10 protein-coding genes and 3 pseudogenes are annotated in these 15,775 nt (G+C 72.9%); 11 read left to right on the top strand and 2 right to left on the bottom strand.

Annotated elements, in window-relative coordinates:
- Positions 1–115 precede the first annotated feature (115 nt).
- The gene (locus AC3ERT_RS09085) at positions 116–3,538 is read right to left on the bottom strand and encodes an SCO5717 family growth-regulating ATPase (protein WP_435173565.1); all 3,423 of its coding nucleotides are present in this window, start codon (positions 3,536–3,538) and stop codon (positions 116–118) included.
- A gap of 317 nt (positions 3,539–3,855) precedes the next feature.
- Between AC3ERT_RS09085 and AC3ERT_RS09080 the strand changes: the two genes are divergently transcribed.
- From AC3ERT_RS09080 to AC3ERT_RS09055, 6 genes are all read left to right on the top strand, one after another.
- Positions 3,856–4,512 (top strand): chloramphenicol phosphotransferase CPT family protein, encoded by a 657-nt coding sequence (locus AC3ERT_RS09080; RefSeq protein ID WP_435130920.1) that lies wholly within the window; start codon positions 3,856–3,858, stop codon positions 4,510–4,512.
- Between the two features lie 152 nt (positions 4,513–4,664).
- Complete coding sequence (rpsO, locus tag AC3ERT_RS09075) at positions 4,665–4,952, top strand: 30S ribosomal protein S15 (RefSeq protein ID WP_033173003.1); 288 nt, start codon at positions 4,665–4,667, stop codon at positions 4,950–4,952.
- A gap of 411 nt (positions 4,953–5,363) precedes the next feature.
- Entirely contained in the window at positions 5,364–7,583 is a 2,220-nt protein-coding gene (locus AC3ERT_RS09070) for a polyribonucleotide nucleotidyltransferase (RefSeq protein ID WP_335981436.1), read from the top strand.
- Positions 7,580–8,956 carry a M16 family metallopeptidase gene (locus AC3ERT_RS09065; RefSeq protein WP_335981434.1) on the top strand — a complete coding sequence of 459 codons (1,377 nt, stop codon included), beginning with the start codon at positions 7,580–7,582 and terminating at the stop codon, positions 8,954–8,956. The genes AC3ERT_RS09070 and AC3ERT_RS09065 overlap by 4 nt, the downstream gene beginning before the upstream one ends.
- A gap of 91 nt (positions 8,957–9,047) precedes the next feature.
- A complete protein-coding gene (gene dapB, locus AC3ERT_RS09060; RefSeq protein WP_435173564.1) occupies positions 9,048–9,845 on the top strand; it encodes a 4-hydroxy-tetrahydrodipicolinate reductase in 798 nt (265 codons plus the stop codon).
- A gap of 5 nt (positions 9,846–9,850) precedes the next feature.
- Positions 9,851–10,351: a tetratricopeptide repeat protein gene (locus AC3ERT_RS09055; RefSeq protein ID WP_335981430.1), complete on the top strand. Its 501-nt coding sequence runs from the start codon at positions 9,851–9,853 to the stop codon at positions 10,349–10,351.
- Positions 10,352–10,385: 34 nt separating this feature from the next.
- Here the strand turns inward: AC3ERT_RS09055 and AC3ERT_RS09050 are convergent, their stop codons facing one another.
- The gene (locus tag AC3ERT_RS09050; RefSeq protein WP_335981428.1) at positions 10,386–10,928 is read right to left on the bottom strand and encodes a hypothetical protein; all 543 of its coding nucleotides are present in this window, start codon (positions 10,926–10,928) and stop codon (positions 10,386–10,388) included.
- A gap of 163 nt (positions 10,929–11,091) precedes the next feature.
- Between AC3ERT_RS09050 and AC3ERT_RS09045 the strand changes: the two are divergent.
- The 5 genes and pseudogenes from AC3ERT_RS09045 to AC3ERT_RS09025 all read left to right on the top strand — a co-directional run.
- Positions 11,092–11,397: pseudogene (locus AC3ERT_RS09045) on the top strand (FAD-dependent thymidylate synthase); the annotation flags it as partial.
- A pseudogene (locus tag AC3ERT_RS09040) lies at positions 11,377–12,303 on the top strand (HNH endonuclease); the annotation flags it as partial. The pseudogenes AC3ERT_RS09045 and AC3ERT_RS09040, both read left to right, overlap by 21 nt.
- A gap of 3 nt (positions 12,304–12,306) precedes the next feature.
- Positions 12,307–12,756, top strand: a pseudogene (gene thyX, locus AC3ERT_RS09035) (FAD-dependent thymidylate synthase); the annotation flags it as partial.
- Between the two features lie 183 nt (positions 12,757–12,939).
- Positions 12,940–13,839 carry a 4-hydroxy-tetrahydrodipicolinate synthase gene (dapA, locus tag AC3ERT_RS09030; RefSeq protein ID WP_335981425.1) on the top strand — a complete coding sequence of 300 codons (900 nt, stop codon included), beginning with the start codon at positions 12,940–12,942 and terminating at the stop codon, positions 13,837–13,839.
- Between the two features lie 256 nt (positions 13,840–14,095).
- A partial coding sequence (locus AC3ERT_RS09025) for a ribonuclease J (RefSeq protein ID WP_435173563.1) occupies positions 14,096–15,775 on the top strand: 1,680 nt, incomplete at its 3' end.

The raw sequence follows: 15,775 nt of genomic DNA, 5'->3' as shown, positions 1-15,775 counted from the left end.
CCGGTCGTCGTCCGGCGGGCCGTTCGTACGCCGCCAGGGCCGCCGCCACGGCGGCGGCCCTGGGGTCGCGCGTGCGCGCGCCCGGCGCGTCGTCGGACGCGTCGGGCGCGGGCGGTCAGTGCTGCGGGGGCGGCGGGGGCGAGGGGTAGCCGTAGCCCTGCTGGGGAGGCTGCGGGTTCTGCGGCGGCTGCCCGGGCTGGTCCGGTTGTCCCGGCCAGCCCTGCTGGGCCTGTGGCGCCTGCGGCTGCGCCGACTCCGGCTGGAAGCCCGGCTGCCCGGCCCCCGGTTGCCCCGGCGCCGGCGGGTACGGCTGCGGCGGACCGGCCGGCGCGGCGCCGTACTGGCCCGGCGGGACCTGGCCGGGCGGCATCGGCTGCCCGCCGTACGGCCCGGGCTGCGGCTGCCCGTACGGGCCCGCGGGCGGGGCGCCGTACGGGTTCGGGGGCTGCTCGGGGCCGGGCTGCCCGCCCGGCACCGGGTACGGCCCGCCGCCGTCCTGGGGGGCGCCGTACGGACCGGGCGGCGGGAACGCCGCGGGCTGGCCGGGCTGCCCCGGCATCGGCGGCGCCTGCACCGGCGGCGGGTTGTTGCCGTCCTGCGTCCACAGCCCCTGCGCCTGCTGGGCCCGTACGAAGTCCTCGGCGACCATCGCCGAGAGGTTGAAGTACGCCTCGCGGGTCTTCGGCCGCATCATGTCGAGGTCGACCTCGGCGCCCGCGGCCAGGTGCTCGTCGAAGGGCACGACCAGCACGCCGCGGCAGCGGGTCTGGAAGTGCGCCACGATGTCGTCCACCTTGATCATCTTGCCGGTCTCGCGCACCCCGGAGATGACGGTCAGGCTGCGGGAGACCAGCTCGGCGTAACCGTGCGCGGACAGCCAGTCGAGGGTGGTGCTGGCGCTGGAGGCGCCGTCGACGGACGGCGTCGAGACGATGATCAGCTGGTCGGCCAGGTCCAGCACGCCGCGCATCGCGCTGTAGAGCAGGCCGGTGCCGGAGTCGGTGAGGATCACCGGGTACTGGCGGCCCAGCACGTCGATGGCGCGCCGGTAGTCCTCGTCGCTGAACGCGGTGGACACCGCCGGGTCCACGTCGTTGGCGATGATCTCCAGGCCGGAGGGCGCCTGCGAGGTGAACCGCCGGATGTCCATGTAGCTGTTGAGGTAGGGAATCGCCTGCACCAGGTCGCGGATGGTCGCGCCGGTCTCCCGCCGCACCCGGCGGCCGAGGGTGCCCGCGTCCGGGTTGGCGTCGATCGCGAGGATCTTGTCCTGCCGTTCGCTGGCCAGCGTCGCGCCGAGCGCGGTCGTGGTGGTCGTCTTGCCGACGCCGCCCTTGAGGCTGATCACCGCGATCCGGTAGCAGGACAGCACCGGGGTGCGGATCAGCTCCAGCTTCCGCTTCCGCTCGGCCTCCTCCTTCTTGCCGCCGAGCTTGAACCGCGACGGCTGCGCGTTGGCACCCGGCCGCTTCGGCTTCGGCTGGTTGCGCAGCAGCCGCTCCGAACTCAGCTCGACGGCCGCGGTGTAGCCGAGCGGCGCGCCGCCCTGCGTGGTGCGCTGGCGCTGGTCGGGCGTCACCGTCGGCCAGCCGCCCGCGCGGGGGTCGACGGGCGCGGCCGGTGCGGCGGGCGGGGCGGCCGCCGGGGGCGCCTGGGGCGCCGGTTCGGGCGCGGCGGCCGCACCCGGCGGGTTCTGCTGCGGGAAGCCGTACGCGCCGTGCTGGGGCAGCGGCTGGAGCGAGCCGGCCTCGGGCTGCGGCTGGCCGGGCTGGCGCGGGTAGCCGTACCCGCCGTCCGGTCCGGCCCCGGCGGCCGCCGGAAGCTGCGACGGGCCCGGCTGCGGGTACCCGGGCTGCGGCGGGATGCCGCCGGGCGGCACTGGTGCGGCGGCCGGAGCTGGGGCCGGTGCGGGTGCCGGGGCGTGCGGCTGCGGGCCTTCCGCGGCAGGGAGCGCGGGAGCGGCGTGCGGCTGGGCCGGCTGACCGGGCGGGCCCTGCTGCGGGAAGCCGTATCCGGCGGCGGCCGGGGGCTCCTGGGCGGGGGCCGGTACCGGTGCCGGTGCCGGGGGAGCCGCGGCGGGCTGCGGCTGGGCGTAACCGGTTGGACCGGCGGGCGCGGGGGGCTGCTGCTGCGGGAAGCCGTAACCGGGCCCGGCGGGGGCGGTCTGCGCCGCCTGGGGCTCCTGAGGCGCGGTCGGAGCAGGCGCCGGCGCCGGGGGAGCGGGGGGCGTCGCGGCGGGCTGCGGCTGCGCGTACCCCGTCGGGCGCGGCAGCTCGAAACCGGACGGCTGGGCCTGGGGCGCGGGCGGCGGCAGCGGCGCGGCGGCCGGCTGCGGCTGCGCGTACCCCGCGGGCGCGGGCAACTGCTCGGCAGGCGCGGCCGATTGCGGCGCCTCGGGCTGCGGTTGCGATTGCTGCTGGGCGGGCTGCGGCTGCGGCTGCGGCTGCGCGGACGGCGGCGGGAAGCCGTACCCGGCCGGGACGACCGGCTGCCCGACCGGCGGCGGGAAGTCCGCCCCCGGGCCGCCGGCGACGGGCGCGGCCGGGGGAGCCGGTGCGGGCGGCGCCGGCTCCTCGGCGCGCTGGAACTGCGGGGGCAGCGGCGGCATCGGGCCGCGCGGCGCGTCCGGCGTCCACGGCTTCGGGTCCTCGGCGGGCGGCACCGGCAGCGGCGTCCACACCGGCGCGCGCTTCTGCGTCGGCGCGTCCTGCGCCTCGGGCTCCTGGGCGGCAGCCGGCCGCGCGTCCTCGGGGGCCTCGTTCTCCGGCCGGGCCTGCGGGCGGGTGTCCTGCGGGCGGGCGTCCTGCGGGGGCGCCGCCGGCTCGGCCGCGGGCCGCGTGTCCCGCGGCGGCCACTCCGCCTTCGCCAGCATCGCGGCCGCCCGCTCCTCGATCTCGCGGCGCATCGCGGCGGGGGAGCGGTGGTCGCCCTCGGCCGACGACCCCCGTGCCGCCGGGGCGTCGCTCTTCTTGGCCATGAGTTCGGACCCGGGCGGAAGCGGGGGCAAGCCGTCGTCCTCTTCCTCCTCGTCCTGCGTCCAGGCGGGCTTGGCGTCCTCCGGCTCCGGCGCACCGGCAGGCGCGTCCTTCGGCTCGACGGCAGCAGGGGCGGGCACGGACGGTACGGAGGAGGCGGACCAGGAGGGCCTGGCGTCCTCCGGCTGCGCCGAGCCGCCCGCGGCGACCCGGGCGCCGGAGGCCGAACCGCTGCCCAGGCCCCCCACCGGAGGCAGCGAGGCGGCCGACCACGACGACGCGTCACCCGGCGCGGCACCCGCGCCAGTCTCGGGCCGCGGCTCCCAGACCGGCGCGCGCGACCCCGAGCCCTCGGGCTCTGCCGCGGCCGCGGCGGAGCTGTCCGGCTCCGCTTCGGCGTCCGCGCCGCTGTCGGCGTCCGGGTCGCTGCCGCTCTGCATGTACCAGGCCGGAGGGGTGAAATCGAAGCGGTATTCGCCGGTGATGTCCGTGACCTCACCCCCGGAGGGGCCCTCGACAGGGGCGGCCCCGCCCGCGCGGTTGTCGTCCCGATCGCTGCTCACAATGCCTCCAGGTCTGCGTCGGGGAGCAACGCGTCACCGTCTCCCCACCCCGTGTGCCGCACGGGCTCTTCTGTGCCCCGCGGTCCCCGCCACTTCGACGGACAGCCTAATAGCCGGTCGCCGTACGCCGTCAGGCCGTTCGGACACCCTTTCCGCTCCTTCCCGCCCGAATCGCCCCGGACACCTCGGCCGCGCCTCGGCCCCGCCCCGCCCGGCCCGCCGCCGCGTGCCGCCACCCGCCGCCACCCGCCACCGCCTGCCACCGCCCGCGCGGCCGTGCTGTCGCCGCGCTGTGAAGCGCGTATACGATCGCCTCCATGCGCCCCGGGCGGATCATCTTCCTCAACGGCACGTCCAGCGCGGGCAAGTCGAGCATCGCCCGCGAGCTGTTGGCGATCCTCGACGGCGACCCCTACTTCCACTTCCCGGTCGACGGCATCAACGCCATGCGCGCGGCCAAGGACGTCGCCCCCGACGCGCTCGACGCGGTGCTCACCCGCACCCGGATGGGATTCCACCGCGCCGTGGCGGGAATGGCCGCCGCGGGCAACGACCTCGTCGTCGACCACGTGCTGAGCGAGCCGTGGCGGCTGGACGACTGCCTGACCGTCCTCGCCGACGCCGAGGTCTTCCTCATCGGCGTGCACTGCCCGCTGCCGGAGCTCAAGCGCCGCGAGCAGGCGCGCGCCGACCGCCCGCCGGGCCTGGCCGCCTACCAGTACACCCGGGTGCACGCCCACGGCGTGTACGACTTCGAGTGCGACACCGGCACCGCCTCGCCGCGTGCCTGCGCGGAGCTCGTCAAGGAGTACGTCGAGTCGCGCGTCGCCTGCGGCCGCCCGCCGACCGCCTTCCGCCGGCTGCGCGCGATCCGGGCCGCGCGGGAGGCACAGGCGGCCCGGGCGGCCCGCGCGGCGTACCCGGGCGCGCCCTGGTCGGCGTACCCGGCCGGCCACGCCGCCCACCCGGGGTGACCCGCGGGTAGGGAGGTCGACGCGCCCTGCTACCCTGGGTGGCGGCCACGCGTGTGCACGCACCGCGTGGCAGCGCCTTGCGAGTCATGTGAGATTCCCCCGCGATGCAGACCGGGGGCGCTCGAAGGCCGTAGACACCCTGAGGAGTCCGTATGTCGCTCGACGTCGAGACGAAGAAGCAGATCATCGCCGAGTTCGGCACCAAGGAGGGCGACACCGGCTCCCCCGAGGTCCAGGTCGCACTGCTGTCGCGCCGGATCTCGGACCTGACCGAGCACCTCAAGACCCACAAGCACGACCACCACTCGCGTCGTGGTCTGCTGATCCTGGTCGGCCAGCGCCGCCGTCTGCTGCAGTACCTGGCCAAGAAGGACATCACGCGCTTCCGTGAGCTGCGCGAGCGCCTCGGCATCCGTGCCGGTGCGGCCGGCGTCCGCTAGGAAGCCACCAGGGAGCGGTCCCCGTTCGACACGGGACCGCTCCCTTTTCCGTACGGCCTTCCGTACGACCGTTCCGTATGTTCCGTATCCGTATGTTCCGTACGACTTTCCGGCGGACGGCTCCGAGCAGCCGTTCGACGGACCCGCGGCACCCGCCCGGGCCGCGCGCATGACGTGCGCGATCCGGCCCGCGTCTGGTGCAATGGGGCTGTTGACACCGTTCGGGTGTTGGCAACGCACGAGGAGGAGCGTCCTCCTGACCGCCGCATACGCCGGTCCTCGGTAGTGGCCCCCGGGTGGCACCCGCCACCGGAGGCTTCGATCGAAGACCGGCCCCGGCGGGACGACGCACCTCCACCGAAGGCCCGGCAGGGACACGCCCTGCGGGCAAAAACGAGGAGAAACCCGATAGTGGAGAACGAGACCCACTACGCCGAAGCCGTGATCGACAACGGTTCCTTCGGCACCCGCACCATCCGCTTCGAGACGGGCCGCCTGGCCCGCCAGGCCGCCGGCTCCGCCGTGGCCTACCTGGACGACGACACCATGGTGCTGTCGGCGACCAGCGCCTCGAAGCAGCCCAAGGAGCACTTCGACTTCTTCCCTCTCACGGTGGACGTCGAGGAGCGCATGTACGCCGCCGGCCGCATCCCCGGCTCCTTCTTCCGCCGTGAGGGCCGCCCCTCCGAGGACGCCATCCTCACCTGCCGGCTGATCGACCGCCCGCTGCGCCCGTCCTTCGTCAAGGGCCTGCGCAACGAGATCCAGGTCGTCTGCACCGTCATGGCGCTCAACCCCGACCACCTCTACGACGTGGTCGCCATCAACGCCGCCTCCTGCTCCACGCAGCTGGCCGGCCTGCCGTTCTCCGGCCCCATCGGCGGTGTCCGGGTCGCGCTGATCAAGAACCAGTGGGTGGCGTTCCCGACCCACAGCGAGCTGGAGGAGGCCGTCTTCGACATGGTCGTCGCCGGCCGCGTGCTGGACGACGGCGACGTCGCGATCATGATGGTCGAGGCCGAGGCCACCGCGCACACCATCAAGCTGGTCGAGGGCGGTGTCGAGGCGCCGACCGAGGAGGTCGTGGCCGCCGGCCTGGAGGCCGCCAAGCCGTTCATCAAGGTGCTGTGCAAGGCGCAGTCCGAACTGGCCGCCAAGGGCGCCAAGCCCACCGCCGAGTTCCCGATCTTCCTGGACTACCAGGACGACGTGCTGGAGGCGCTGGAGTCCGCGGTCACCGGCGAGCTCGCGCAGGCGCTCACCATCCCCGGCAAGCAGGCCCGCGAGGCCGAGCTGGACCGGGTCAAGGGCCTGGCCGCCGAGAAGCTGCTGCCGCAGTTCGAGGGGCGCGAGAAGGAGATCTCCGCCGCCTACCGCGCCCTGACCAAGAAGCTGGTCCGCCAGCGCGTCATCCGCGACAAGGTCCGCATCGACGGCCGCGGCGTCACCGACATCCGCACCCTGGCCGCCGAGGTCGAGGCGATCCCGCGGGTGCACGGCTCGGCGCTGTTCGAGCGCGGTGAGACCCAGATCCTGGGCGTCACCACCCTCAACATGCTCCGCATGGAGCAGCAGCTCGACACGCTCGCGCCCGAGACGCGCAAGCGCTACATGCACAACTACAACTTCCCGCCGTACTCCGTCGGCGAGACCGGTCGCGTCGGCTCCCCCAAGCGCCGCGAGATCGGCCACGGCGCGCTCGCCGAGCGCGCCCTGCTCCCGGTCCTGCCCACCCGCGAGGAGTTCCCCTACGCGATCCGGCAGGTCTCCGAAGCGCTCGGCTCCAACGGGTCCACCTCCATGGGCTCGGTCTGCGCCTCCACCATGTCGCTGCTGAACGCCGGTGTGCCGCTCAAGGCCCCCGTCGCCGGTATCGCCATGGGCCTGATCTCCCAGGAGATCGAGGGCGAGACGCACTACGTCGCGCTGACCGACATCCTCGGCGCCGAGGACGCGTACGGCGACATGGACTTCAAGGTCGCCGGCACCAAGAAGTTCGTCACCGCCCTCCAGCTCGACACCAAGCTCGACGGCATCCCCGCGTCGGTGCTGGCCGCGGCCCTCAAGCAGGCCCGCGACGCCCGCCTGCACATCCTCGACGTGATGATGGAGGCCATCGACTCCCCGGACGAGATGTCCCCCAACGCCCCGCGGATCATCAGCATCAAGATCCCCGTGGACAAGATCGGCGAGGTCATCGGCCCCAAGGGCAAGATGATCAACCAGATCCAGGAGGACACCGGCGCCGACATCTCGATCGAGGACGACGGCACCGTCCTGATCGGCGCCACCGAGGGCTCCCAGGCCGAGGCCGCGCGGGCGATGATCAACCAGATCGCCAACCCGACCATGCCCGAGGTCGGCGAGCGGTACCTGGGCACCGTGGTGAAGACCACCACCTTCGGCGCCTTCGTCTCGCTGATGCCCGGCAAGGACGGACTGCTGCACATCTCGCAGATCCGCAAGCTCGCCGGCGGCAAGCGCGTCGAGAACGTCGAGGACGTCCTCGGTGTCGGCACCAAGGTCCAGGTCGAGATCGCCGAGATCGACCAGCGCGGCAAGCTCTCCCTGATCCCCGTCATCGAGGGCGAGGACGACGGCGCGGAGCAGAAGGACGAGTCGGCCAAGTGACGACCCGCTCCACCGCAGTGACGGCCCGCCCCTCCACCAAGGGGCGGGCCGTCCGCACACGGACCCTCCTGCCCGGCACCGACGGCACCGGCACCGTACGCCGCTCCGTGCTCCCCGGCGGCCTGCGCGTCGTCACCGAGACACTGCCCACCGTGCGCTCGGCCACCTTCGGCATCTGGGCCGGCGTCGGCTCCCGCGACGAGACCCCCGTCCTCAACGGCGCCACGCACTACCTGGAGCACCTGCTCTTCAAGGGCACCCAGCGGCGCAGCGCCCTCGACATCTCCGCGGCGATCGACGCCGTCGGCGGCGAGATGAACGCCTTCACCGCCAAGGAGTACACCTGCTACTACGCCAGGGTGCTCGACACTGACCTGCCGCTCGCCATCGACGTGGTCTGCGACATGCTCACCGGGTCCCTGATCCGCCAGGAGGACATCGACGCCGAACGCGGCGTCGTCCTGGAGGAGATCGCCATGACCGAGGACGACCCCGGCGACCAGGTGCACGACCTGTTCACCACCGCGCTCCTGGGCGACTCCCCGCTCGGCCGCCCCGTCCTCGGCACCGTCGAGACCGTCAACGCCCTCACCCGCGACCAGGTCGCCCGCTTCTACCGCAAGCACTACGACCCCACCCGGCTCGTCGTCGCCGCCGCGGGCAACATCGACCACGCCACCGTCGTCCGCCAGGTCCGCCGCGCCTTCGAACGCGCCGGCGCCCTCACCGACACCGGGGCCGCACCCCAGCCGCCCCGCGCCGGTAAGCGGACGATCCGCGGCGGCGGACACGTCGAGATCCTCGACCGGCGCACCGAACAGGCCCACGTGGTGCTCGGCATGCCCGGCCTGTCCCGCACCGACGAACGCCGCTGGGCCCTGGGCGTCCTCAACACCGCACTCGGCGGCGGCATGAGCTCGCGGCTCTTCCAGGAGGTCCGCGAGAAGCGCGGCCTGGCGTACTCCGTGTACTCCTACACCTCCTCCTACGCCGACTGCGGCATGTTCGGCGTCTACGCCGGCTGCCAGCCGCGCCGCCTGCCCGACGTCCTCAAGATCTGCCGCGACGAACTCCACCACGTCGCCGAGCAGGGCCTCAGTGACGAGGAACTGCGCCGCGCCATCGGCCAGCTCTCCGGCTCCACCGTGCTGGGCCTGGAGGACACCGGCGCCCTGATGAACCGGATCGGCAAGAGCGAGCTGTGCTGGGGCGAGCAGCTGTCCGTGGACGACCTGCTGGCCCGGATCGCCGCGGTGACCCCGGCCCAGGTACGCGAGGTGGCCCGCGATGTACTGGGGCAGCGGCCCTCCCTGGCGGTCATAGGGCCGGTCAAGGAGAAGCAGGCCGCACGGCTGCACGAGGCCATCGCGTAGCCTGCGCACTGTCCGCAGGTGCGCGGGCAGGCACCGTGTAACACCCGCACGCCCTGCTGCGTGACCCTTACACCCGGAGGACTCCCCAACGATGAGCAAGCTGCGAGTGGCCGTCATCGGTGCGAAGGGCCGGATCGGCTCGGAGGCGGTCCGCGCCGTCGAGGCCGCCGACGACCTCGACCTGGTCGCCGCGGTCGGCCGCGGCGACCGGCTGGAGGCGCTGACCGAATCCGGCGCCCAGGTCGCGGTCGAACTCACCCACCCCGACTCCGTCCTTGCCAACCTGGAGTTCTGTGTCGGCCACGGCATCCACACCGTGGTCGGCACCACCGGCTGGACCCCCGAGCGGCTGGAGACCCTGAGCGGCTGGCTCGACGCCTCGCCCGGCACCGGCGCGCTCATCGCCCCCAACTTCTCCATCGGCGCCGTCCTCACCATGCGCTTCGCCCAGCAGGCGGCCCCCTGGTTCGAGTCCGTCGAGGTCATCGAGCTGCACCACGACAACAAGGCCGACGCGCCCAGCGGCACCGCCACCCGCACCGCCCAGCTGATCGCCGCCGCCCGCACCGAGGCCGGCCGCCCGGCACAGCACGACCCCACCACCCACGGCCTCGACGGCGCCCGCGGCGCCGACGTCGACGGCGTCCCGGTGCACTCCGTACGGCTGCGCGGCCTGCTCGCCCACCAGGAGGTCCTGCTCGGCGGCACCGGCGAGACCCTCACCATCCGCCACGACTCGCTGCACCACAGCAGCTTCATGCCCGGCATCCTGCTCGCCGTCCGCACCATCCCCGGCGTCCCCGGCCTCACCTTCGGCCTGGAGCACTTCCTCACCGACGGACCCGGCGCGGCGGACGGCACCACCGCCGCCGGGCACCAGGGAGACTGAACCCGATGCGCGCCAAGCTCAGCTACACCGTCTCCGCGGTCGTCCTCGTCTTCTACTTCGTGCTCGTCGGCGACCGCGGAGTGCTGCTGATCGCCGACGGCCGGCCCGTCACCGTCGCCTTCGGCCTCGCCGTCCTGGTGCTCCCGCTGATCGGCGCCTGGTTCCTGTGGCACACCACCCAGTTCGCCCGGCACGCCGGACGGCTGGGCCGGGAGCTCGAGGCCGAGGGCGGGCTGCCCGTGGACGAGCTGGCCCGCACCCCCAGCGGCCGTATCGACCGCGCCTCGGCCGACGCCGTGTTCGCCAGGCGCCAGGCCGAGACCGAGGCCGACCCCGAGGACTGGCGCAACTGGTTCCGCCTCGCCGTCGCCTACTTCGACGCCCGCGACACCCCGCGCGCCCGCAAGGCCATGCAGCGCGCCATCCGCCTCCATGACGCGCAGGCGGCACATCCGCCCGTACGGGCGGCGGGCGCCGCCCAGCAGGCCGCGGACGACCCGCGGTAGCCGACAACGGGCCCACCGCAGGCGCGCGGCTCCCTCAGCGCAGTTCCAGCGACCAGCCCTCTATGGCGTCCGCGGCGACGTCGAACGCCTCCGCCCGCCCCAGGAAGTCCGCGTTGTGGTCGGTCATCAGCGGCCGCAGCGCGGTACCGCGCCGACTGATCACCAGCGCCTGCCCCTGCACGCTGCGCGGCAGCCCCAGCACCCGCACCGGCTGCTGCGCGGTGCGCACCGACGTCACCTGCGGCCAGGGCACGGTGACCGTGGTGAAGTACCCGACCTGCCGCAGCCCCCTGCCACTGAGCCACACGCCCATCCGCAGCAGCCGCAGCGTGCCCGCGATCACCAGTGCGGCCAACAGGACCAGCACACCCCCGCCCTGCACGCTCTTGGCGGCGACCATGATCAGCGCGGCGAACAGCAGGTAGGCGGCGAGCATCAGCGCCAGCGCGGCGACGGCGACCCGCCAGGGGCCCGGACGGTACGGGCGCATCCAGCGGTCCCGCAGGTCGGCGGGCAGTGGCCGGCCGGTCGCGTACTCGTCGTCAACGGCGGCGGCGGAGCGGAAGGGCAAGGACACGCGGAGAATCCTTCGGCTGCTGTCAGGTGCAAGGGCTGTTGACGGGTGAGGTTATCCGGCCCGGTCGCGGCGGCCAAGCTCCGGGTCGGCCCGGCTGCGGCTGCCGCCCGGACCCACCCCATAAGCTGAGCGGCGCACAACAGACAACAGGAAGGACCCGCCGGTGTCCACCGACCAGCCCGCCACCGAGACCCCCGCCCCCGCCCCCGTCCACTTGCGGGACGACGTCACGGTCGAGCTCGTCAAGCACAGCGCGTCCGACACCGACGTCCTGTGGGCGGCCCGCGTCTCCACCGCGGGCGAGCAGTCCCTCGAAGAGCTGACCAAGGACCCCGAGCGCTCCAAGGGCCTGATCAACTACCTGATGCGCGACCGCCACGGCAGCCCCTTCGAGCACAACTCGATGACCTTCTTCATCAGCGCCCCGATCTTCGTCATCCGCGAGTTCATGCGCCACCGCGCCGGATGGTGCCTGGCCGGCGACACCGAGATCACCCTGGAGAGCGAGGCGGGCGGACTGCGCCGCCGCACGATCAAGGACCTCTACCAGCAGTGGCACCACGGTGTCGAGGACCGGCTGCCGACCCCGGCCGGTGGGGCCACCTGGCACACCAAGGCCGGCAAGTGGATGGCGCAGGCGCGCCACCAGGGCCGCAACCACTACCTCGGCCTGTACGACAGCCGGGAGGCGGCGGACAGCGCGGTCGCAGAGTTCCGCGAGGAGCACCCGAGCACGCGGGTGCGCCGGTTGGAGTCGGTCCGCCGCAACCACGTGCGGTGCTACGACGAGGAAACCCTCCGAGCCCAGCGGGCCCGGATCGTCGACGTCATGGAGTCGGGCACCAAGTCCCTGATCCGCATCACCACCGAGGGCGGCCGCACCCTGCGCTGCTCGGTCGACCACGCGATCCTCACCCCCGACGGCTGGCGCAAGGCGGGCGAGCTGGCTGCCGGGGACGCCGTGATGAGCGCGGGCACCGCGGTACGCCCGTCCGCGGGGCTGGTTCCGCCGAGCCTGCGCCGCGGCATCGGCGTGTGGACGTCGATGCAGCGCGAGCGCCTGATCGCGGAGACGGACACCTGCCACCTGTGCGGCGGCAGCTTCCCGCGCGGGTCCCTGGCCCTGGACCATGTGGTGCCGGTGGCCGCGGACCTGACGAAGGCCCTCGACACCGGCAACCTCGCTCCCGCCTGCGAGGAGTGCCACGCCACCAAGAGCGCCTCGGAGCAGGCGCTCGCCCAGCGGGGCGGGAAGATCGCCGTCGCACTCCCCGACCGCATCACCGCGGTGGTCGAGGACGGCGAGGAGATGACCTACGACCTGGCCGTCGCCGGTCCGTGGCACAACTTCCTGGCGAACGGGATCGTCGTCCACAACTCGTACAACGAGGAGTCCGGGAGGTACCGGGAGCTGCGGCCGGTGTTCTACGTGCCGGGCAAGGAGCGCAAGCTCGTGCAGCAGGGCAGGCCGGGGAAGTACGAGTTCGTGGCCGGGAGCGATGAGCAGCGCGAGGCGGCGCTCGCCGTGATGGCGGAGTCGTACGAGCGGTCGTACGCGGCCTACCAGGAGCTGCTGGCGGCCGGGGTGGCCCGGGAAGTGGCCAGGTCGACGCTGCCGGTGGGGCTGTTCTCGTCGATGTACGCCACGTGCAACGCCCGGTCGCTGATGCACTTCCTCGGGTTGCGGACACAGCACGAGCTGGCCCGGGTCCCGTCCTTCCCGCAGCGGGAGATCGAGATGGTCGGCGAGCTGATGGAGGCGGAGTGGGCGAAGCTGATGCCGCTCACGCACGCCGCGTTCAACGCGAACGGCCGAGTCGCCCCCTAGGAAATGTCCGAAGTGTTCGGATTGCAGGCATTCGCGAATTTCATCTAGGCTGCGGAAACGGACTCCGGTGCTGCCTGAACCCCCGAGCAGGCAGCGCTGGAGTCCTCATCGCGGACCCGGTTGTCCACAGGCCGCGCCGACCATGGCTGCGCAGCCGCACACACACCCAGTAACGTGGGACGTATGGCTCCGACTTCCACCCCTGACGCCCCCTTCGGGCGGGTGCTGACCGCCATGGTCACGCCGTTCACCGCCGACGGCGCCCTCGATGCCGACGGCGCACAGCGGCTCGCCGCCCACCTCGTGGACCAGGGCAACGACGGACTCGTCGTCAACGGCACCACGGGTGAGTCGCCCACCACCAGCGACGACGAGAAGGACCGGCTGGTCCGCGCCGTCCTCGAAGCTGTGGGCGACCGCGCCCACGTCGTCGCCGGCGTCGGGACCAATGACACCGCGCACAGCACCGCCCTCGCCCGCCAGGCCGAGCGCGCCGGCGCCCATGGCCTGCTCGCCGTGACGCCGTACTACAGCAAGCCCCCGCAGGAGGGCCTGTACCGGCACTTCACCGCGATCGCCGACGCCACCGCCCTGCCGGTCATGCTCTACGACATCCCCGGCCGCAGCGCCGTCCCCATCGAGACGGAGACCCTGGTCCGGCTCGGCGACCACCCCCGGATCGTCGCCAACAAGGACGCGAAGGGCGACCTCGCCGCCGCGAGCTGGGCCATCTCCCGCAGCGGCCTCGCCTGGTACTCCGGCGACGACATGCTCAACCTGCCGCTGCTGTCGATCGGCGCCACCGGCTTCGTCTCCGTCGTCGGCCACCTCGTCTCCAGCGAGCTGCGCGCCCTCCTGGACGCGTACACCAGCGGGGACGTCGCCAAGGCCACCGAGATCCACCAGTGCCTGCTGCCCGTCTACACCGGCATGTTCCGCGCCCAGGGCGTCATCACCACCAAGACCGCCCTCGCGCTGCGCGGACTGCCCGCAGGCCCGCTCCGGCTGCCCCTGGTCCCCCTCGGCGAGGAGGAGACCGAGCAGCTCAGGAAGGATCTCGCCGCGGGCGGGGTACACCTCTGAGCACGGCCGGAACACCACAGGACCTCACAACTGAATACCGCAGCGCTCCGCGGCACCGCCCGGGCCCGGGCAGGCCGCGCGCGGCCCGCGGAGACGCCGGACGCCACACTTCGGTCCGCAGGACGCCGGACCACGAAAACGTCAGCGTCGGAAAAGCCTTCCGAACGCGGCAGCACCACTCGAACACCGGAACAGCGTCGCGCCGGCCGCGGCCCCCACGAGGGGCCCTCTGGCATGCGCGGTAAGGAGAAACCCTTTGAGTCATCCGCACCCTGAACTCGGTCCCCCGCCGGCACTCGCGGAGGGCGGTCTGCGCATCACCCCGCTCGGCGGACTGGGCGAGATCGGCCGCAACATGACCGTCTTCGAATACGCCGGCCGGCTGCTCATCGTCGACTGCGGCGTCCTCTTCCCCGAAGAGGAGCAGCCCGGCGTCGACCTGATCCTGCCGGACTTCACTTCCATCCGCGACCGGCTGAACGACGTGGTCGGCATCGTCCTGACGCACGGCCACGAGGACCACATCGGCGCCGTCCCCTTCCTGCTCCGCGAGAAGGACGACATCCCGCTGATCGGCTCCAAGCTCACCCTCGCCCTGGTCGAGGCGAAGCTCCAGGAGCACCGCATCCGCCCGTACGCCCTGGAGGTCAAGGAGGGCGACCGGGAGCGGATCGGCCCCTTCGACTGCGAGTTCGTCGCGGTCAACCACTCCATCCCGGACGCGCTCGCGGTCGCCATCCGCACCCCGGCCGGCAATGTCGTCGTCACCGGCGACTTCAAGATGGACCAGCTCCCGCTGGATGGGCGCCTGACGGACCTTCCGACCTTCGCGCGGCTTGGCGAGGAGGGCATCGACCTGCTCCTCGCCGACTCCACGAACGCCGAGGTCCCCGGCTTCGTGCCGCCGGAGCGCGACATCTCGCAGGTGCTCCGGCAGACCTTCGCCAAGGCGGAGAAGCGGATCATCGTCGCGAGTTTCGCCAGCCATGTGCACCGCATCCAGCAGGTGCTGGACGCCGCCCACGAGCGGGGCCGCAAGGTCGCGTTCGTCGGCCGCTCCATGGTCCGGAACATGGGCATCGCCCGCGACCTCGGCTATCTCAAGGTGCCGAGCGGGCTCATCGTCGACGTCAAGGTGCTCGACGACCTGCCCGACGAGAAGGTCGTGCTGGTCTGCACCGGTTCCCAGGGCGAGCCGATGGCCGCACTGTCCCGGATGGCCAACCGCGACCACCAGATCCGCATCGTCGAGGGCGACACCGTCGTCCTCGCCTCGTCCCTCATCCCGGGCAACGAGAACGCGGTCTACCGCGTGATCAACGGACTGACCCGCTGGGGCGCCAACGTCGTCCACAAGGGCAACGCGAAGGTCCACGTCTCCGGGCACGCCTCGGCCGGCGAGCTGCTGTACTTCTACAACATCTGCAAGCCGCGCAACCTCATGCCCATCCACGGCGAGTGGCGCCATCTGCGGGCCAACGCCGACCTGGGCATGCTCACCGGCATCCCCCGCGACCGCACCGTCATCGCGGAGGACGGCGTCGCCGTCGACCTCATCGACGGCAAGGCGAAGATCGCGGGCAAGGTCCAGGCCGGCTATGTGTACGTCGACGGCCTGTCGGTCGGCGACATCACCGAGTCGTCCCTGAAGGACCGTCGCATCCTGGGCGAGGAAGGCATCGTCTCGGTCTTCGTCGTGGTCGACAGCACCACGGGCAAGCTCGTCGGCGGTCCCCACATCCACGCCAGGGGCTCGGGCATCGAGGACGACGCGTTCGCCGCCGTGATCCCCAAGATCGAGGAGGGGCTGTCCCGTTCGGCCTCCGACGGTGTCATGGAGACCCGGCAGATCCAGCAGATCATCCGTCGCTCGGTCGGCAAGTGGGTGTCCGACACCTACCGCCGCCGTCCGATGATCCTGCCGGTGGTCGTCGAA

Source organism: Actinacidiphila sp. bgisy145 (assembly GCF_057708125.1).
Note: the sequence above shows the minus strand (reverse complement) of the source record. Positions and strands in the feature narration are given on the sequence as shown.

What these genes read in the sequence shown, in the direction of transcription:
- rpsO (WP_033173003.1), top strand. Translation starts at nt 4,665, where the DNA reads ATGTCGCTCGACGTCGAGACGAAGAAGCAGATCATCGCCGAGTTCGGC.
- dapB (WP_435173564.1), top strand. Translation starts at nt 9,048, where the DNA reads ATGAGCAAGCTGCGAGTGGCCGTCATCGGTGCGAAGGGCCGGATCGGC.
- AC3ERT_RS09080 (WP_435130920.1), top strand. Translation starts at nt 3,856, where the DNA reads ATGCGCCCCGGGCGGATCATCTTCCTCAACGGCACGTCCAGCGCGGGC.
- AC3ERT_RS09055 (WP_335981430.1), top strand. Translation starts at nt 9,851, where the DNA reads ATGCGCGCCAAGCTCAGCTACACCGTCTCCGCGGTCGTCCTCGTCTTC.
- dapA (WP_335981425.1), top strand. Translation starts at nt 12,940, where the DNA reads ATGGCTCCGACTTCCACCCCTGACGCCCCCTTCGGGCGGGTGCTGACC.